Annotated in this window: 19 protein-coding genes; 2 read left to right on the top strand and 17 right to left on the bottom strand. The window is 44.7% G+C overall.

What is annotated here, in order from left to right; genetic code table 11:
• Nucleotides 1–59: 59 nt before the first annotated feature.
• From WCK19_RS10750 to WCK19_RS10685, 14 genes are all read right to left on the bottom strand, one after another.
• Entirely contained in the window at nucleotides 60–800 is a 741-nt protein-coding gene (locus WCK19_RS10750; protein WP_342397378.1) for an Hsp20/alpha crystallin family protein, read from the bottom strand.
• A gap of 44 nt (nucleotides 801–844) precedes the next feature.
• Nucleotides 845–1,111: a gas vesicle protein gene (locus WCK19_RS10745; protein WP_342397377.1), complete on the bottom strand. Its 267-nt coding sequence runs from the start codon at nucleotides 1,109–1,111 to the stop codon at nucleotides 845–847.
• Between the two features lie 15 nt (nucleotides 1,112–1,126).
• Complete coding sequence (locus WCK19_RS10740; RefSeq protein WP_342397376.1) at nucleotides 1,127–1,468, bottom strand: gas vesicle protein K; 342 nt, start codon at nucleotides 1,466–1,468, stop codon at nucleotides 1,127–1,129.
• Between the two features lie 11 nt (nucleotides 1,469–1,479).
• A complete protein-coding gene (locus WCK19_RS10735; protein ID WP_342397375.1) occupies nucleotides 1,480–2,121 on the bottom strand; it encodes a GvpL/GvpF family gas vesicle protein in 642 nt (213 codons plus the stop codon).
• Nucleotides 2,118–2,408, bottom strand: coding sequence for a gas vesicle protein (locus WCK19_RS10730; RefSeq protein ID WP_342397374.1), 291 nt, complete (start codon nucleotides 2,406–2,408; stop codon nucleotides 2,118–2,120). Before WCK19_RS10730 ends, WCK19_RS10735 begins: the two co-directional genes overlap by 4 nt.
• Entirely contained in the window at nucleotides 2,408–3,238 is an 831-nt protein-coding gene (locus WCK19_RS10725) for a GvpL/GvpF family gas vesicle protein (protein ID WP_342397373.1), read from the bottom strand. Before WCK19_RS10725 ends, WCK19_RS10730 begins: the two co-directional genes overlap by 1 nt.
• The gene (locus WCK19_RS10720; protein ID WP_342397372.1) at nucleotides 3,207–3,527 is read right to left on the bottom strand and encodes a gas vesicle protein GvpG; all 321 of its coding nucleotides are present in this window, start codon (nucleotides 3,525–3,527) and stop codon (nucleotides 3,207–3,209) included. The genes WCK19_RS10725 and WCK19_RS10720 overlap by 32 nt, the downstream gene beginning before the upstream one ends.
• A 12-nt stretch (nucleotides 3,528–3,539) precedes the next feature.
• Nucleotides 3,540–4,325, bottom strand: coding sequence for a GvpL/GvpF family gas vesicle protein (locus WCK19_RS10715; protein ID WP_342397371.1), 786 nt, complete (start codon nucleotides 4,323–4,325; stop codon nucleotides 3,540–3,542).
• An 11-nt stretch (nucleotides 4,326–4,336) separates the two neighbouring features.
• Nucleotides 4,337–4,684 carry a hypothetical protein gene (locus WCK19_RS10710; protein WP_342397370.1) on the bottom strand — a complete coding sequence of 116 codons (348 nt, stop codon included), beginning with the start codon at nucleotides 4,682–4,684 and terminating at the stop codon, nucleotides 4,337–4,339.
• 18 nt (nucleotides 4,685–4,702) lie between these two features.
• The gene (gvpN, locus tag WCK19_RS10705; protein WP_342397369.1) at nucleotides 4,703–5,650 is read right to left on the bottom strand and encodes a gas vesicle protein GvpN; all 948 of its coding nucleotides are present in this window, start codon (nucleotides 5,648–5,650) and stop codon (nucleotides 4,703–4,705) included.
• Nucleotides 5,651–5,770: 120 nt separating this feature from the next.
• On the bottom strand, nucleotides 5,771–7,333 hold the full coding sequence (gvpC, locus tag WCK19_RS10700; RefSeq protein WP_342397368.1) for a gas vesicle protein GvpC: 1,563 nt from the start codon (nucleotides 7,331–7,333) through the stop codon (nucleotides 5,771–5,773).
• A gap of 133 nt (nucleotides 7,334–7,466) precedes the next feature.
• Nucleotides 7,467–7,685: a gas vesicle structural protein GvpA gene (gvpA, locus tag WCK19_RS10695; RefSeq protein ID WP_341471618.1), complete on the bottom strand. Its 219-nt coding sequence runs from the start codon at nucleotides 7,683–7,685 to the stop codon at nucleotides 7,467–7,469.
• Nucleotides 7,686–7,912: 227 nt separating this feature from the next.
• Nucleotides 7,913–8,632, bottom strand: a complete 720-nt coding sequence (locus WCK19_RS10690; protein WP_342397367.1) for a response regulator transcription factor — start codon at nucleotides 8,630–8,632, stop codon at nucleotides 7,913–7,915.
• A 13-nt stretch (nucleotides 8,633–8,645) separates the two neighbouring features.
• On the bottom strand, nucleotides 8,646–9,416 hold the full coding sequence (locus WCK19_RS10685; RefSeq protein ID WP_342397366.1) for an ATP-binding protein: 771 nt from the start codon (nucleotides 9,414–9,416) through the stop codon (nucleotides 8,646–8,648).
• A gap of 1,081 nt (nucleotides 9,417–10,497) precedes the next feature.
• Between WCK19_RS10685 and WCK19_RS10680 the strand changes: the two genes are divergently transcribed.
• Entirely contained in the window at nucleotides 10,498–13,260 is a 2,763-nt protein-coding gene (locus WCK19_RS10680) for a PAS domain S-box protein (protein ID WP_342397365.1), read from the top strand.
• A gap of 74 nt (nucleotides 13,261–13,334) precedes the next feature.
• Here the strand turns inward: WCK19_RS10680 and pfkA are convergent, their stop codons facing one another.
• Nucleotides 13,335–14,318: a 6-phosphofructokinase gene (pfkA, locus tag WCK19_RS10675; protein WP_342397364.1), complete on the bottom strand. Its 984-nt coding sequence runs from the start codon at nucleotides 14,316–14,318 to the stop codon at nucleotides 13,335–13,337.
• Between the two features lie 357 nt (nucleotides 14,319–14,675).
• Here pfkA and WCK19_RS10670 point away from each other — a divergent pair, with 357 nt between their 5' ends.
• Nucleotides 14,676–15,377 carry a CpXC domain-containing protein gene (locus WCK19_RS10670; protein WP_342397363.1) on the top strand — a complete coding sequence of 234 codons (702 nt, stop codon included), beginning with the start codon at nucleotides 14,676–14,678 and terminating at the stop codon, nucleotides 15,375–15,377.
• Between the two features lie 74 nt (nucleotides 15,378–15,451).
• Here WCK19_RS10670 and serS read toward each other — a convergent pair whose 3' ends face one another.
• Entirely contained in the window at nucleotides 15,452–16,717 is a 1,266-nt protein-coding gene (serS, locus tag WCK19_RS10665) for a serine--tRNA ligase (RefSeq protein WP_342397362.1), read from the bottom strand.
• Nucleotides 16,717–17,886, bottom strand: coding sequence for a citrate/2-methylcitrate synthase (locus WCK19_RS10660; RefSeq protein ID WP_342397361.1), 1,170 nt, complete (start codon nucleotides 17,884–17,886; stop codon nucleotides 16,717–16,719). The genes serS and WCK19_RS10660 overlap by 1 nt, the downstream gene beginning before the upstream one ends.
• Between the last annotated feature and the right edge of the window lie 62 nt (nucleotides 17,887–17,948).

Here is a 17,948-nt window from a genome sequence, read left to right as displayed (position 1 = left end):
TTTAGCAAAATCCGGCTAAAACCGCATTTTGAAGTCACAACAGTTAAATGTTATAGAAATTAAGCTCGCTTTAATCTGAGTTCAAGCAAACCATTTTGATATTGCTGACTAACTGGTTCAGCCTTTACCATAGCCGGAAGCATAACTTCTTTCTCATAAAGGCAATCGGTGTTTTCGCCCCGCACTAGCAAAATATCATCATGAATTTCAAACCAAACTCTCTCTTCCTCCACACCCGGCAGTTCCACAATTACTAAAATCTGACTTTCTGATGCCTCGTCATGTATTTCAACATACGGCTCTCGGACGGTAGCAACGGGAGTAAGATTAGAAGTATTCGGATTTGGGCGTTGCCCTGCTTTATCTTTAGCAGGAGTGGTGTGTCCCGGCGTAGTAACAGGACGGACGGCGGAACGATTAGCAAAACCGGGAGGGCGACTAGCGAAAGGTCTAGCTGCGCCGGGGTTTTCTTCGAGTGTGGAATTATTAAAGCCCCACTTTACCACGAAGCCTTTGCTATTAAATTCGGATTTTAATTCGCCGCCGCTTCCATTTCCGCTGGCTTCGGCTTCTTTGGCTTTTCTGGAGAGTTCCTCTGCCTTTTCAACAACTTCATTAAGACGCTCGGCTATTTCGCCTAGCCCCTTGAAAAAGCCGCCCATATTTATGCTGCCGCTACCCGAACTACCGGTGGTTCGTTTTGTATTGCGGGAGGCGCGGGATGTCTCGTACTCCTCATCATTTGCATCTGGGTCATAAGAGCCAAATGAACCGGTTTTGTTATTTCTATTTTCAGACATAAGCTACTTCCTTATCTCTTAATTTCTTAATAATACTAATGATTCTATTCCGCAGGCGCTGCTTCATCCTTTTCGGACAACTGCTTTGGCGTAGCTGCTGACGCGCTAAGGAATGGGTCATACTGCCACCAGTTAATACCCATTTCCATCGCTTTATCTACGGAGGCTATAACTAATCGGATTTTTATGCTAACCAACTCGACTTGAGCCAACGCAATCGTAATGTCACCTGCTATTACGATACCTTTATCAAGTACCCTTTCAAGAATATCCGCCAGATTGGTTGTCTGGATGCCGCTTTGAATTGCCATACAAGTGTCTCCGATCTAAAGTAAATTGCCCAAAGGGCCTAAGTTCAGGTTCAATTCTTCATCCTGCAAACCAAATATTTCTTTTAATTCTTTCATGCGTGCCTCGAGCCTGATAAAAGTATCGCCCATTCGCTCGATTTCAGCATCGGTCAAGGAACCGCCCTCCACTCGCCTAACTGCCTGCCGCTCCAATAACTGGCGCAACAGTTCAATCAAAGTCAGCACAAGTTTAGCTAAGCCTTGTTCCACATCACTTGGTGACGCATCTATCCGCGCGATTTTATCATTTTTCAGATGGTCGCTGATAGTTTGTTGCAATTCTTCTGCCAGCGATTCAATCAGTAATTCATTATTCATGAGCGTTCCCCTCAAACGAAATCAAAAGGCGGGAACGGGCCTGTAACAACGGCGGGTATATCACAACTGCCCGTTACATCCCTGAAAGCCGCAAGGCTCTCTTGCGCTAGAAGGAAAGAAGCCTCTGCAAAATTAGAGCCGGGCGCAGGGGTATAATATTGGTAATCAACCGCCAAACTCGAAAGCTTTTTCACCACCGCATCTATTGCCGCTAACTGCGTATCCTCATGTGCCTGTCGTTGTGAAAGCCATTTCATATAATCTAGTCCGCGATTTTGCCCAGAAACGAAAGCATGTTCCGCTTCCTTCTTGTTTTGCAAGGCAAACCTGACGCACATCTCCAGTTTGTTGCCGATTCTTGCAAGGCTAGCTTTGTAATCGGCGGCGTTTTCGAGCAGAATCCTGCCTATTTCTTCTGGTCCATCAAAAACCGCGCCAGCACGCGCCGGCAAAATTGGCTGATTTCCCTCACACCAGCATAAGTTAACCGCCTTCTGATAACGGCGTAATCTTCCCACATTGGTCAAGTCGAAATCAGGCGTAATAACTTCTACCAGAGCCGCTAAATCTCCCGCTGCCACAACCCCAAAACCGCTCGGCAAAGCCGGGTTCTGACTCGTTTTCATACGGATAGCTCTGATTTCAAGCTTCATACTACTCGACCATTCTTCATTCGCACTGCTCCAACACTGACCGCTTTATCTACAGTAGAAATCATTAGCCGCAAGCCAATATATAATAAATCTACCCCTGCAATAGATAAAGTCAGGTCGCCGCTTATTACTACGCCTTTGGTCAACAGCTTGTCGAGCAATTCCAATAAAGTTACTTCTTCTTCTGGGTCAGGCGGTTGATTGGTGTCAACCATATTCAGCCCCAGAACCTCCTCTGCCAACCAGAAATCAAATGAAGGTTGTTCGTTAGATGCTTTAGAATCCATTACATCGCCTCTTCGCCCAGATTAATAAAGGAGTAAGGCGGAAGTGGCCCAATAGCCTCCACTAAACCGCCTTCTAGAGCCTCTCGATCCAGACGCTCCACCAGTTTTTGTAACTCACCAAAACGGGCGCGTTCCAATAGCACAGAAAAATTAATCAAAGGCAGGAAACCTTTTTTACCTACGTTAGGCAAAGAAAGAGTTTTTAGCTGTTCTGGACTTAAATTAAAAGCATTCTTCAATGTTCCTGCTAGACGTTGCCCCAGTTGTGGAGCCAATTTCTTCTTTGTTTCTACCAAAGCCAGTTCATATTTCTTAGCTGTGAAAAAGCTTTTCCCGCCAATCTGTTTTGACTGCTCATAAAGAGCTTGCAAATTCTTGTCATTACGGATAGCAAAAGCATCCAGCCATTCTTCTCTTGCCCAGATTTTTAGACCAAACTCTGCTTTACCTTCTAATCGTTGGAATTCTGATTGGAAATCCTTGAGGCGAGAAACCAACAAATCCTCTACAGCTTGAGGCGAAGAAAAAACGGTGAACAACCGGAAGGGTAAAAAATTATCGGACTCCTGAAATATCCTTTCGCAAGCCGCAAAGTGGAGCGTAGCAACCTCACCAACCCAATCCATATCCTGCATACGCTCAGAAACAACATCCTGCCCGAACTCATCTAGACTCACTTCACAACCGATTGCGCTTATACCAGCGTATTCAATGACAACTTCCAGTGGCTTACCTCCAAACCCCACCAGTTTGGGGCATTCCGTCCCACGCATCAGCCCAAATACATACCGGGCTGTATCATTTGTTGTCAAGGGAGTCGCCGATGTCATCCTCTTCGCCTTCGTCCTCGTCGCTTTCGTCCTCTTCATCCTCTTCTTCATCGGTGTCGCCGAACGAAAGAGAGTTAATAAGGTCTAATTGTTCCAGAATCTGTTGCTCTTGGGCATCGTAATCGGCTTGAGTTACTTCACCTGCATCGTAGCGCATCTGTAAATCAAGAAGCTTTTGCTGCCAGATAGTCTCATCGTAGAGTTCGCTATCTACCGACTTTCTTATCTGCTCAAGTACAAACATAACTCCTTTGTAGGGGCTACTTGCAATTCCGGTAATGATTCCCATCTTTTGATACTCCTAAATCCCAAGATTAAAGTGTACAAAATTATACGGCGGAAGTGGTCCCGCGTACTTGAGAGTCAACCTGCCTCCTAGTTCGTCATCCAGAGCATTTACAGCATCGTCAAAGGCGGCTTCTTTTTCATTATCTACCAAGAAAGAGGCATTCAACACTAGCATATCAAGAGTGATTGCATTGATTTTTACCTCTCTTGCCAACGGTTCCAAACGCGCTAGAATCAGTTGCGAGTCTCTTTCCCGCAAATTGTCCAGCGTGCGTTCCACCAATTGCCCTAGGTCAATTTTTTCCTGCTGCGAGTCACCAAGCCGCGCTCTAGCTTCTTGAATTTCTGGCAAAGCGGCAAGCTCAGCGAAAATGCGCTCACGCTGCCAGAGGGCTTTTATGCCGACTTCGACATGTTGCTTGAAGCCTTCCAGAAGTTCAGCCAGTTCTATTTCGCGATTGGTTAGCAACGTCTCAACCAATTCTTTTTCAGAACTGGCTACCGTTCCAAACTTAACCGGCAGCACGGGTCCCTTAACTGTATTCATTACATGCTCAACCACTTTTTCGTGAGAGAGCAAGTTGGTACGGTTTATGCTGTAGCGGATGATGGGAGAATCGCTTACTACTGCGGCTACGCGCCCGACCACAATCGAATATACTCTCGTAGCTCTTTCCAAATTAGGAACAGGCACACCAGCCATTTCTAACTCTGGAATAGCGTTATCAGACAAAGTAAAACAGTAGAGATAGCGACCTTTATTGCCCGATTTTGTTTTCTTCACCCCATCTTCTGCCACTTTAGTTCTCCTTAATATTCAATGATTACAGGTTCCGAGCTTTCCGGTTCATCCCTATCATCATTATGCATTATGGCTTCTAAAGTTGAGGGCTTTCGTACCGGACTCTGCCTAGGAACAGGCGGCTTATTCAACAAGTCTATTTGACTGCGATAATAATCAATCTCGGAATCTATCTTGGCAATGCGCCTTCGCTTCTGCTCCAACCGAGATAACAAGTCCGCTTCATCCACACAAAGCCTGTCTCTCTCCGTAGCCAGCCTATTCATCATCAAGAACATAGACCCTGACGTGCGTGGTATTGCGCTGAAAGTAGGCAGACTTTGGGTATCACGGAGGGTTTTATGTTTTGGCTTCATGGCACTCCCCTTTATCTACTATTCATTACAAAATTCTTCAGCCAGTTGTGCAATTATCTGGCGATGTTTCAGTCTTTCCAGCGGGTGTAAACCAGAACTGCGTAGCAAACCGCCACCCAATACATCAAAACAAACCTGCAAGAAATGGCTATCATGGGCAGTTACTTCATATTTCTGTAATTCTACTACTTTTGCTATCATAATAGCAGCCCGTACTGTAGGTTTAAGTTCTCCGGTACTTTGCTCACGGAAAGCTCGAACCAGACTTACGATTTTCTCGGCGCGTATTGGATCCATACCGGCGCGATTTGCCGTAATTAGCGTTTCGGTAGGCTTGTCAAAATAATCTAGGTATATAGTTATCATGCGGTCGCGCAACGCATCTTGAGTTTTATGAACTCCGGCGTAGTCTTCCGGGTTACTGGTAAAAATAGCTGCAAATTTAGGATGTACTTTTAAGTAGCTATTGCCAGCCCGCGCTACCGGTAAAACCATCAATTTTTCTTCCAGCACCGACAGCAAAACATTGTTAGCCTCCGGGCGGGAGCGGGTAAATTCATCATATACCAGCGTATAGCCCTCGCGACAGGCGATTGTCAGGCGGCTATCAGACCAACGTTGGGTCATATCTTCTTCGGTTTTTAGCACATTATGGACAAAATTATCCACAACCTTGCGTCTTCTATAACCAAATTGCCCACCAACCAAGTCAGAAGTGCCAAATTGGTCATCACCGGTTAAAAGCATCAAAGGCTGCTCCAATAGATTAGCCAGATGCATAGCCAGAGTGGTCTTACCGCTACCACTGGGTCCGCAGAAATGGACAGCAAACCCAGCAGCAATATAAGCCATGCCGCGCTCCATCAATTCTTGAATAAAGGGAGTATTTGCAAATCCGCTACGTGGTCTCAAGTTTAATATCGGTGGTGGTGTATTAGTAGCAGTTACAGTTGCATTAGTAGCCATTGGTCGGTATTCCTTCCCCAAAGCACAGAAAACCCGGCTGTCGCCGGCAGTGTAAATGGATAAATAAAATTATGAGTGGCTAGGGTGCAACCGGATTATTTACCAGTTGCACCCTTCAAATCATATAGCTAGGTAAACCTTGTCGTTCTTGCGTACCTTGCCACTCTCCATCAGCTTTTTGAGATGAGATCTGAGTTGCTGGCGGCTTAAGCCCAGCGGGAGAAAATGATGTTCCAATTCTTCATTGGTAAGCCCGTCTGGGTTTAACGCCAGTAGAGAGAAGATATCCGCAGTTCCAATAGGAGTACTAGCGTGGTTAGTTTCAGTTATACTCGTCACCGCTTCAGGCTCAGGTGTAGCAACTGGCGTGACGGATTCTATTACTTCACTTTTATACTCTACCACAGGAGTAACTTCTATTACAATAGGAGCCTCGACTACAGGAGTAACTTCTACCGCCAGTGTGACGGGCGCTTCAGGCTCGGCAACTTTGGCTGGCTCTGCTACTTCTACCGGAGCAGTCTCTACTTTTAGCTCTGGCTGTGGCTCTTTGGTTGCGGATGCTGTGGGCGGGGGGGGGGTTTCGGTTTTGATACCGAAGCGCTCATTGCGGAACCCTGCCAGTAATTCGGTAACTTCAGTGAGCCTTTGCAATACATCGAGGCGTAGCTTGTTAGCTTGCTCCGCAGAGGCAGCTACGCGGGAAGCGTTCGCTTCTTTTGTAAATGCTTCAACGCTTTGACGACGGGCAGCAGCATCTGCACTGAGTTGTTGGCGCAATTCATTTGATAACTGGAAACGACCAATCTGGAAGTTCTGTAGCATCCCCAGAATATTCGTTAATAACTCCAGCCTGTCATGATTTAGCTCTTCAGCCTGTTTTTCTGCGCCGCTTGCTCTTGCAGCAGTTGTTTCTTTCAGAAATTCTTCAACGCTCTGTTTCCGACTCTCATTATCGGCATTAAGCTGTTGTTCCTGTGCGCTTGCCTTTTCTGCCCGCTCTGTCTGATAGCTACGCAGCATCTCCAGCGCCTCATTGAGTAACGCAAGACGCGCAGTTTGTAGCTTTTCTTCTTGCTCAGCAGCAGAAGTTGCCCTTGAAGAACTGGTACTCACCAAAAACTCGTCCACGCTTTGCCGACGATTGTTGGCATCTGTTTGCAAGGCTTGCCGCAATTCCTCTGTCAATTCAGCCCTGTTGGACATGAAATCTTGGAGCAATTTACTTATCTCCGAGAGCAACGAAACACGGTCGGACTTCAATTTGTTGTCCTGATCCTGTGCCTGACTCTGGCGATTAGCCGCAAAATGACCCAGCAATTCGGCTAGGTCGGCGGCTCGGTCTGCAAAATCTGCGGCTAGATTCTCATGCAATTCTTGATGTAGAGCAGCACGCTGACCGCGCAAATTTTGGATTGACTCTGCCACATCTTCAGCCCTACCGGCTCTATTCCGGTTTAGATTCTCGCGCATCTCGCCAGCACGTTCAGAACGTTCTTTAGCGAAATTAGCAAGCATCTCAGCTACATTTTGAGTTCGGTTTTTGCGTTGTTCCGCAAGCTCATCTCGAAGCTTAGCAGTAAATTCAACACGTTCTTTTACAAATCCGCTCATTAGACCGCTAACTTCGCTTTGTAGGTTGAGGGCGTATGGACGAGAGTTGGGATCTTTTTCAGTAATCATTAGCCTGCACCTTTCTCTAAACTAGCGTGACGACATTTAACTTTTCAGTTACTAGGACTTGTAAGGGCGCTCCACTTACCCTTACAGATAACGTGTGAGCGCCCCTAAAGTTCAAAAAATGCCAGAGAAAGTATTAGGCTGCGGGGGCTGCAACGGTCTGGGTCAAACCGATGGCTTCAGCATACTTCAAGTAAGTTTCAACTGAAGCAATAACTACACGGGCTTCAATTGCAAGAAGTTCGATACCTACTAAAGATACACGTGCCCAAGCATCAATTACGATACCTTTGTCCAAAATGCGGTCAATTACTTCTACGAGGCTGCTGGATGAGTTAGTTTTCTCGACTGCCATGATAGTGGCTCCTTTCCCAAAACAAGTTTTAGGTAATAAATTTAGTTAATCCGTAAGTATCATTCGGTGCAGCAGTTTCCTGACTGCGCCCCAACTCTCTTTTCTTACATTACTACTATGCCTTACTATCATGGTTATTACTATTCCCCTATTTAGCTATTCCTTCTTACCCATTTGATACTACCCATTTGGGTAGTACCCTATTTGGGTAGTATCGTTAGTTTTTTTTAATTAACCAGACCTGAACGTATTGCTTTTACCGCCGCATTGGTGCGGTCTTGCGCCCCCAATTTGGTAATAATATTTTGCATGTGCTTCTTAACTGTTTCTTCCGATATCATTAAGCTTGTCCCAATCTGACGATTAGTACAGCCCTCCGTAACCAGCTTTAACACATCTAGCTCACGCTCGCTGAGATGGTAATGGGCAAAACCCTCACCGTTACGCGCCAGAGATTGCCCGCGTGAGGTTGCCATTACTGTTAGCGCATGGCGCAACATTTCGCTTTTCACCAGCACATGACCCGCATTGGCGTTCCGAATTGTTTCACACAATAATTCTTTGGAAGCGTCTTTTAATACATAACCTACTGCCCCTGCCCTGACCGATTCGATGATATTCGTATCTGCGCTATACATTGTAAGCATTACCACCCTAGTACTAGGTAATTGGGCTTTAAGACGAATTGTGGCTTCAATGCCGTTCATTCCCGGCATCATAATATCCATCAAAATTACATTGGGCTTATATTTTAACGCTTGTGCAATCGCTTCGGCGCCATCTCTTGCCTCTGCTACAACACTAACCCCTGCATCTTCACTCAAAATTGAGCGTAACCCCTCTAGTACTATTTGATGGTCATCTACAATTAGTACAGTAATTGGAGTAGATGGCGCATAAGTTGTAATTACCGATTCTTGAAAGTAATCCTCTGTCTGATTTATCATAGCGATGCCCTCATTATTCTGATTTATCCACGGGAAGGTTTAATCGTATCGTTGTGCCTTGATTTTTTATACTGCTCAATTCAAGGGTTGCCCCAATTTCCTGTGCGCGTTCTTGCATTGCTATTAATCCTAAACCACCTTTACCATTCCTTTTGATTTTCTTCGGATCAATACCAATACCCCAATCTCGCAATACAATTTCAAAGCTGCCATCTTCAAGGAACTTCATATGCAACTCAACCCGCTTGGCAGCAGCATGTTTGCGTATGTTATTTAAACCTTCTTTTAATATGCTATATATTTTCTCTTGATGGTCACGGGGAATATCAGGTTCATCGGCTTCAAACTCGTATGCCCAGCCTTGCTCTTCCTTGCAGCGTTGTAACTCAAGTTGTAGAGCATCTAGCAGACTGAGGTTGCCTAAATCGTCTAGCCGCAACCCTTCAATTACTGCTCTGGCTTCGCCTAATGCCTGTTGTACTAAAATGCGTGCCTTTAGAATCAAGTTTGTATATTCATGGCGACGTTCTGGAGGTAGATTCTCGATGATTTGTAGGTAGTGGAGTACAGGTATTAGGGTTTGGGCAACCCCATCATGAATATCATAACATACTCGGCGAATCTCACGTTCGTGAGACCTTATAAGTTGCTGAATAACTTTAACTGCATCATAGCCATTAACGAAATTATTCAATTCAAACTCTACTGCTTCTGAGGCTTCAAGCTGAGTGCCAGAATCAGCTTCATTGCCAAGATTCTTGTTGCTATCGTTATAGATTACCATTACCGCCCTATTATTCTGATCAGAGAAAAGCCTGCGATCTGGATATTGGCGAAATTTAATGTGCTTTTACTATGTAGCTTTAGCGACCTACCCCAAACAGTAATTATTATGGTTTTCAGGGTTGGGTGTTTTATTGCTCGTAGTAGTCCAAAAATTTGGTTCGAATTTGACTTTTCAACATGAAATTTAAGATAAAATTGGAATTTCAAGACTACAGCACATTAAAATTATTATGCTCATTTGCAATTATTTTTCTTCCGAGCATACCCCAACTTATCTTTTACTCGCACTATTCATTTTAATTCAGGTTCGATATAGTTACAATAGCAATATTTTTAATTAAAAACGCTTAATTAAAAAATAAACTAAGCATCATAATATCCTATGGTTGTTACAATCATTATGGATTTATCACATAGGGCGGTTGTAAGCCATACATCGCGGGCGTGTTTTGTGGGAGAGGGCTATTGCCCTAGACATTTACCAATTAAAAACCTGTACGAGCGACCTCCGGGTCGCGATTTCTCGCCCTTCGTCCGTTGCCCCTATGCGAGGCTGCTCTGCCAGCCGATAAACGCCACCCCATTTTATAGTATTTACTTGCAAGTGAATTTAAAGTATAATTTAATAAGTACGGGATTTGCTAGTACCTAATCACCTCGTTATAGAATATTCCCTCTCTACCCTTTTAACATAGCTCTTAGTAGCTATGCGAATGCTCATTTCTCCTATGAGGATAACTAAATGGATCGAATGAACCAAAATATTGACAACGAAAACCTAACGTCAACTCAATTCGAGTCATTCAATTCGATAGCAAATTTTCTTAACAATATACAAGGAAGCGTCTTCGTAATCAACTTTCGCGGGGATTTTATCCATATTAACACGGCTGCGGCACAATTGCTCCAACGTAATCAAAAAACGTTGCTGGGGAAAAATATCTTAGTCGAATTTCCGGAACTGAATAGCAACCTCTTTAAGTACAATTTCCAACGAGTAATAGAAAAAAAACTGTCTTCCGAATTTCAATACTACTACCCCCCCGCTGTCATGTTGGCTAAATGTTCAGATGTATCCTATGGAGGAAGGATTACTGGTATTATTCAAAAAAACCGATGACCTAGCTAAGCCAGAACCTAGCCCCGATTTTGAGAATCAAAATACAGAGAAAGTTCCCGAATTTTACTCCCAAATGACAGGATCAATTAATTTCAATCGAGATGTCAACGAAGATATTTTATTGCTCCAATCAATTTTTGAGAATAGCCAAGATGGGCTGATGCTGGCAACGGTAGATGGGATAATTCTAGGAGCTAATCCGGCAGCCTGTAATATGTTAGGTTATAGCAGAGCGGAGTTTCTCAAGCTGAGCAGAGCCGATATTGTTGAGGTTTCTGATTCTCGTTTCAAAGTGTTTCTGGAAAAACGCGCTAAAGAGGGCTATGCCTTTAGCGAGTTGATACTTAAACGAAAGAACGGTACTAAATTTCCGGTAGAAATTACCTCGCATATTTTTTACAATACGAACGGTGAAGCGCGTGCCAACCTGATGTTTCGGGATATTAGCGAGCGCAAGCATGCCGAACAACTAATCCACGAAAGAGGTGAGCAATTTTCCAAAGTTTTCAAATACGCCCCGATAGCTCTTTCCATCAGCAATTTGCGTGATGGTGTATTCGTTGAAGTAAATGATAGATTTCTGGAAATAACCGGCTACAGTCGAGATGATGTAATTGGACATGACTTGTTCCAAGTATTAGGCATTAATCCCGCTGAAAGTAATATCTGGCTGGAGAAAATTGCCCTTGACAATGTGTACAGATACTTTGAAGCCGCCATTACAAAAAAAGATGGGGAGAAGCTTTTCATAATTTCTTCTATCAGTAAAGAAACAATTAATGATAAGGGATTTATTCTAACCTCATTTTATGATATTACCGAATTGAACAAAGCTAAGGTAGCGCTACAACAATCTGAGGAAAAATTCTCCAGCATTTTCTACAATTCGCCTGCAATGATAACAATAACCAATGCGTCAGATGGAACAATCGTTGAAGCAAACGAGGTGTGGTTAAAAACCACAGGCTATATCCGTACAGAGGCAATAGGGCATACCAGTTCTGAACTAGGTGTATTCGATAACAATGTGCGAGAGGAGACTTATAGGCAAGTTAAAGAATTCGGTTTTGTTGATAATTTGGAAGCAAAAATCAGAACCAAAAGCGGTAAATATCGGAATGCACTAGTATCATTCAGGCTGCTAACAATAGCCGGGCAATCCTATTTTCTAGGAATGGGATTAGATATTACCGAACGCAAAAAGCTGGAAGAAGCTTTACAGAACGAGAAAGACCGCCTTGATATTACTCTGCGCTCGATTGGGGATGGGGTTATAGTTATCAACCGAGAAGGTAAAATTGAGCTATTTAACCGGGCTGCCGAGAATATGACCGATTGGTTACAGGAAGAAGTGCTATGGAAACCGCTCGATAAGGTTATCCAAATCGTAAATAGCAGAACCGGAGAACACCTCGAAAGCCTAATATTGCAACAATTAATAAGTGGGGGAAATATTCAACAAGAAAGCGAACACTACCTGCTAGTAGCCCGAAACGGAACAACGCATTATATTTCCTATCAAGGCGCACCTTTACTCGATACAGATGGGAATTTCTTGGGAACGGTATTAGCTTTTCTCGATATTACCGACAAAAAGAAATTAACTGAAGAAAGACTAAAAGCCCGCAACCTCGAATCGCTAGGAGTGCTGGCAGGCGGCATTGCCCACAACTTTAACAATATTCTTACAGCGATTCTTGGCAATATTTCGCTGGCAATGCTGGAAAGTGATGAAACTAGTCCTAATTTGCAATTTCTTGAAGAAGCTGAAAAAGCTTCACTCCGCGCCAAAGACATAGCGCAACAACTGATTACCTTTGCTAAAGGGGGTTCCCCTCTCAAACAGCCCACCAGAATTCAGGACGTAATTAAAGGCACCGTTCAATTTATGCTAGAAAACAGTAACTTAAATGCCGAATTTGAGCTAAGCGATAATACTTGGAACACAATAGCGGATCAGCGACAAATAAGTCAGGTAATCCAAAATCTAGTGCAGAATGCCATAGATGCAATGCCAAATGGTGGGGTTCTCTATGTCAGTACAGCTAACATAACCTTGGAAGCAGAACAAGTTCCGTTGCTGAATCCGGGTAATTATATTCTTATTACCATTCGAGATTGTGGGTCAGGGATTCCTGCTGACAACATTCCTATGATTTTTGACCCATATTTTAGTACCAAATTTATGGGTAATGGCTTGGGGCTATCCATTTGTTACTCGATTATGCGAAAACATGAGGGTCAAATTGTACTAGAAAGTGAAAAAGGCAAAGGTACAACCGTTTCTCTCTATCTACCCGCTTACATTGAACCGAGTACCGGGAAACCCAGCGCGTGGAGCACCGCAACAACTCGCCTAGGGCGAATTTTGGTGGTAGATGAAGATGAAAGTACCAGAATTATAATAAGTAAAGTTCTTACTAAAATAGGCTATACAGTAGAAACAGTTGAAACAAGGAAAGCCGCCTTACAAGCGATTCAGACTGAGCAACCCTTTAATGTTATCATATTCGAATTAGGGGAGTCAGAACACAGCAAAGCTACGGATTTTATCGAAATAATACACCAGCTGGACCGAAATATAAAAGCTCTTGGAGCTACCGATTATATTACTGACCCAATAATGACCTATTACCGGGAGTACGGCTTCGATGGCGCAATTTGCAAGCCCTTTACACCATCTCTTTTGAAACAAGCCTTGCACGAAGTTTTAAACCCCTAATAAAACCAGTCTAGGTTATCTTCCCTAAATATGAGTTCTCTTTTTTAGGGACAATATCATGACTATACGCTCAGCTAATGAGACATGATTCGGATAAGCTCGTAAATCTCAGCATCTGTTTCCTTCACGCGTCCGACTACCTCGCTGAGGGGAGTCTCGCAGAGCCTTCCATGCACTAGCCCACACATTACCCCACTTTTCCCGCTCAACAAGGTCTGAACTGCCCTTGCGCCCAAACGAGTAGCGATAATTCGGTCAAATGCGCTAGGCGAACCGCCTCTTTGCACATGCCCCAAAATAGTCAGGCGGGTTTCGTAATAATCCATTATCTCTTTGGTCAGATAGTGAGCAATTTCCTCGGATTTTAAGCTAGAGCCTTCCGCCACAATAATAATCGCATGGCTTCTACCAAAGTTGCGAGATTGTCGGAGCATTTGAGACACTTCCTCCAGCGTAGGGGTTCTGTCCGGCGTAATAACCACATCCGCGCCGCCATTCAGGGAAGCCATCAACGCCAAGTACCCGCAATTTCTACCCATTACCTCGATAATAAAAGCGCGATGATGACTGCTGGCGGTATCACGAATGTTATCGAGCGCAGCCATTATGGTATTAAGGCAAGTATCCACCCCGATAGCCATATCAGTTCCCACCAAATCATTATCAATCGAAGCGGGCAAGCCCACTACCGGCATACCAAGCTTTTCAAGTTCAAGAGCGCCGGTCAAACTGCCGTTCCCGCCGATAATTATCATTCCATCTATACCGGCTTCGCGCAGAATATTCACCGCATCTACCCTACCTGCCGCATCCATAAAACGATTAGAACGGCTAGAGCCTAGAACAGTTCCGCCTTTATCAATAATATTGGCTACACTTCGGGAGTTCATTTTTACAAAGTTGCGGGTAAAAATCCCATTGTATCCTCGCCGGATACCTAATACCTCCCAACCGCTAGATACTGCCGTGCGTACTACCGCGCGTACTGCCGCATTCATACCGGGCGAATCGCCCCCACTGGTCAAAACCCCTAGCCGTTTCTGGTTAGGCATTGCCATTCGTCCATTCCTCCTCAGCTTATCTAAATTTGCGTTCTTCTAGGGTTTGGTCACCGCAGCATCGAGGTGTTTATCTGACATGCCCAGTCATAATATGAGTTCGATTATATAGGATATTTGAAATTTTTCTACTTTGTGAATTAGATTATTATCACACCGACGTTTTATCAAATAATTAGTTTCGCCACCCATCGAGAGCAATGCCATTCTTGCAACCGCCCTGTTTCTAGGTGTATTTTTCTAGACATATATTCTTATAAATCTTATAATGTTGACGATGCCAATTGCGCCGGTGGCTGCTCATTGTCAGTTGCCGGGTTTCTTTTGGGGCATTATCATAGAAAGTGAGACTATCTTATGTCGAAAGTGCTTGACCTTGAAATAACCTGCCCCGAGTGTGGTACAGCTTTCCAAGCAAGTGGTTATACTGTTATTGACTCCGCAGATGAAGCCGATGCAGATGCCTTTGGCGCGTTAAAAGAAGGCAGTATTAACATTGCACATTGCCCCAAATGCAGCGCATCGGGTTTTATACCTGTACCACTTGTTCTGCACGAATCGGAACGTGAAATGGTGCTGGCATTCGTCCCAAATGCCGAAGAAATGGACGAAGAAACCATCAGCTCAATGATTGGTCCTATTCTGGAAGAATTTTTGGCAAGCGTACCGGAAGAAGAACAGGCTGATTATATGTTTGAGCCAATCGTCACCGATGACCCAATGGCTTTGGTTATGGCAGCCCGTGGCGAAAGCCTTGAAGATTACGAGTATGACGAAGAAGAGGAAGACGAGGACGGAGACGAGGAGGATGAACTAACCGAAGAGGAGATGCGCGAGATTCATGCACGACAGGCTTTGTTGCAGGACCTCTTGCAAGTTTCAGTTTCGGATAGCCTCAGCCGAATAACTATGCTGCGAAACAACCAAACGATTGTTGACGATATGCTCGTGCAATTAATCGGGATAGTGACAGAGCAGGCGCGGGCTATCCAACCGGATGCGCTCCAAGCCTTGAATAAAATAATGAATGAAATAGAAGTCTTTATGGCTTCCAACTAAGACTCAAAAACGGCGTTACTTTAAGGGGTAGCGCCGTTTTTGTTACTACTTATTTTATTTACCAAGTTTTAGGCTTAACCTAGCTTTTGCAACCCACCCATATAAGGCTGTAATGCCGCCGGAAGGCTAATCGAGCCATCTGCCTGCTGATGATTCTCCAAGAACGGAACCATGATACGCGGTGTCGCCAGCGCAGTATTATTTAGAGTATGGGCGAACCGTACCTTGCCATCCTCTCCTCGATAGCGCAAGTTAGTTCGCCGCGCTTGCCAATCGTGCAGAGACGAGCAGCTATGCGTTTCTCGATATTTGCCCTCACTTGGTACCCACGAATTGATGTCATTCATCCGAAACTTGCCAAGCCCCATATCTCCGGTGCAACATTCTACGACCTGATAGGGCAACTCCAACGCTTGCAAAATCTCTTCAGAAGTGTTGAGCAATTTCTGATGCCATGCCGCCGACTCTTCCGAGTCATTTTTGCATAAGACATATTGCTCTACCTTGTTAAACTGATGCACCCGGATAAGCCCGCGAACATCGCGCCCGCTACTACCCGCTTCCCGCCTGAAACAAGCAGAGAAACCCCCATAAAGGATGGGTAGCTCACTTTCGCTTAGAATTTCATCCTTGTGCAAGCTATTAAGCGCGACCTCAGAGGTTCCCGCTAGATAAATATCATCTTCAGGGACAGAATAAACTTGGTCGCGAGCTTTAGGAAACATTCCCTGCCCCATAAAAGTGTACTCACGCGCCATCGAAGGAACACTGGCTAAAGTAAAGCCCTTTGCCATCATTTTCTCAAGGGCAAACCGCAACAAGGCAAACTCAAGTAACACCGCCTCATTCCGTAACGAATAACTTCGACTACCGGACACCGCAGCGATGCGCTGAAAATCAGCCCATTTGTGATTTTCTAGTATCTGCACATGGTCGAGGGGTGGAAAATCAAAATGGCGAGGCTCTCCCCAGCTTTTGATAACAACGTTATCATCTTCGCTTTCACCGATGGGCGCAAACTCTGCTGGTATATTGGGTACTTCCAGCATCAATGCCGCTAAACGGTCACGTGCTTCCTGTAGTTGTGGCGTTAACGCAGTGATTTCAGCGTTGATGTCACGACCCCGCTCTTTTAAAGCTTCTCTTTCTTCAGGAGTAGCTTTACCGAATTTTTTAGCATTGGCGTTGGACTCGGTGTTCAACGCCATTATTTTCTTTTCAAGGTCAAGGGAGTAACGATCAGCTTCCAGCAATTCATCCAGATTTAAATCAACGTGCTTAACCTCAATAGCCCTACGAACTACCTCTGGATTTTCCCTTATTAATTTTAGGTCGAGCATTACACCCTTTCTTCAATGGGGATATAGTGCTGATTGATGGGCCCGTTGTAATGCGCTCGCGGGCGAATCAAACGATTGTCAGCATATTGTTCAAAACAATGGGCAATCCACCCTGATATACGGCTACAAGCAAACACAGGGGTAAAAGCTTCTATTGGAATGCCAAGCACATAGTAAAGGCTGGCGGAATAGAAGTCAACATTGGGTAACAAGCCTTTTTCGTGTGAAACGTAGTCATCAATGATGATGGACATTTCATACCAGCGCGTCTCACCCTTTAGCTTACCCAATTCTTCGCTCATTTTACGCAGGTGCTTAGCGCGAGGGTCACCATTTTTATACACGCGATGACCGAAGCCCATTATCTTTTCCTTATGGGCAATCGCATCCTTAATCCACTGCTCGGCTTTGCTTACATCGTCAATTTTCAGCAACATCTTCATAACTGCCTCGTTCGCGCCACCATGCAAAGGACCCTTCAGGGTACCAATTGCGCTTACAATCGCACTATGAATATCGGAAAGAGTTGATACAGTGCCGCGAGCAGAGAAAGTGCTGGCGTTCAACTCATGGTCGGCGTGTAGAACCAAGGCAGTATCAATAGCGCGAATTGCAATCCGGTCAGGCTCTACCCCATCAAGCATATACACGAAATTTCCGGCGATACTTAAATCCTTGCGCGGCTTAATCGGCTCCAGCCCATTTTTAGCACGCTCAATAGCGGTGACAAGAATCGGGAAAGCAGCGGTCATGCGAATAGCTTTTCGCAGGTTGGCTTCCGGGTCATCCGGTTTTGCCGCTGCATCTGGGTCATAATGCCCTAGCACCGAAACAGCCGAGCGCAACCCGTCCATCGGAATAATGTCTTTGGGGAAACTTTTTATAAGTTGATATACCGGTTCGGGCAATTCTGAATTTTCACGCAGACGGGCATCTAATTCATCCAGTTCGGCGCGATTGGGCAATTTGCCAAACCATAATAGATAAATTACTTCTTCAAACGTAGCTTTTTCAGCCAGTTCATCAATTTCAATGCCGCGATAGGTTAGAGTGCTGCCAATTATCGAACTTATAGAGCTTTCGAGAGCAACAACACCCTCTAGACCTTTTTCGACTTTACCCTCTTCAGCCTTGGGGTCTCCGGCTGCTTCCACTTTTTCAACCGACATTGGCTTTTTCCTTCCTCATATATGAGCTAAATTGCTTAGAACAATACTCCACAAGAGGGTAT

The sequence above is a fragment of the Candidatus Chlorohelix sp. genome (assembly GCF_037138995.1).
Lineage (GTDB): Bacteria > Chloroflexota > Chloroflexia > Chloroheliales > Chloroheliaceae > Chlorohelix.
This window is presented reverse-complemented; position numbering and strand designations above follow the sequence as displayed.

Excerpts from the sequence above, each read along its gene's own strand:
- WCK19_RS10750 (WP_342397378.1), bottom strand. The coding sequence starts at position 800 with ATGTCTGAAAATAGAAATAACAAAACCGGTTCATTTGGCTCTTATGAC.
- WCK19_RS10745 (WP_342397377.1), bottom strand. The coding sequence starts at position 1,111 with ATGGCAATTCAAAGCGGCATCCAGACAACCAATCTGGCGGATATTCTT.
- WCK19_RS10740 (WP_342397376.1), bottom strand. The coding sequence starts at position 1,468 with ATGAATAATGAATTACTGATTGAATCGCTGGCAGAAGAATTGCAACAA.
- WCK19_RS10735 (WP_342397375.1), bottom strand. The coding sequence starts at position 2,121 with ATGAAGCTTGAAATCAGAGCTATCCGTATGAAAACGAGTCAGAACCCG.
- WCK19_RS10730 (WP_342397374.1), bottom strand. The coding sequence starts at position 2,408 with ATGGATTCTAAAGCATCTAACGAACAACCTTCATTTGATTTCTGGTTG.
- WCK19_RS10725 (WP_342397373.1), bottom strand. The coding sequence starts at position 3,238 with ATGACATCGGCGACTCCCTTGACAACAAATGATACAGCCCGGTATGTA.
- WCK19_RS10720 (WP_342397372.1), bottom strand. The coding sequence starts at position 3,527 with ATGGGAATCATTACCGGAATTGCAAGTAGCCCCTACAAAGGAGTTATG.
- WCK19_RS10710 (WP_342397370.1), bottom strand. The coding sequence starts at position 4,684 with ATGAAGCCAAAACATAAAACCCTCCGTGATACCCAAAGTCTGCCTACT.
- gvpN (WP_342397369.1), bottom strand. The coding sequence starts at position 5,650 with ATGGCTACTAATGCAACTGTAACTGCTACTAATACACCACCACCGATA.
- gvpC (WP_342397368.1), bottom strand. The coding sequence starts at position 7,333 with ATGATTACTGAAAAAGATCCCAACTCTCGTCCATACGCCCTCAACCTA.
- gvpA (WP_341471618.1), bottom strand. The coding sequence starts at position 7,685 with ATGGCAGTCGAGAAAACTAACTCATCCAGCAGCCTCGTAGAAGTAATT.
- WCK19_RS10690 (WP_342397367.1), bottom strand. The coding sequence starts at position 8,632 with ATGATAAATCAGACAGAGGATTACTTTCAAGAATCGGTAATTACAACT.
- WCK19_RS10685 (WP_342397366.1), bottom strand. The coding sequence starts at position 9,416 with ATGGTAATCTATAACGATAGCAACAAGAATCTTGGCAATGAAGCTGAT.
- WCK19_RS10680 (WP_342397365.1), top strand. The coding sequence starts at position 10,498 with ATGGAGGAAGGATTACTGGTATTATTCAAAAAAACCGATGACCTAGCT.
- pfkA (WP_342397364.1), bottom strand. The coding sequence starts at position 14,318 with ATGGCAATGCCTAACCAGAAACGGCTAGGGGTTTTGACCAGTGGGGGC.
- WCK19_RS10670 (WP_342397363.1), top strand. The coding sequence starts at position 14,676 with ATGTCGAAAGTGCTTGACCTTGAAATAACCTGCCCCGAGTGTGGTACA.
- serS (WP_342397362.1), bottom strand. The coding sequence starts at position 16,717 with ATGCTCGACCTAAAATTAATAAGGGAAAATCCAGAGGTAGTTCGTAGG.
- WCK19_RS10660 (WP_342397361.1), bottom strand. The coding sequence starts at position 17,886 with ATGTCGGTTGAAAAAGTGGAAGCAGCCGGAGACCCCAAGGCTGAAGAG.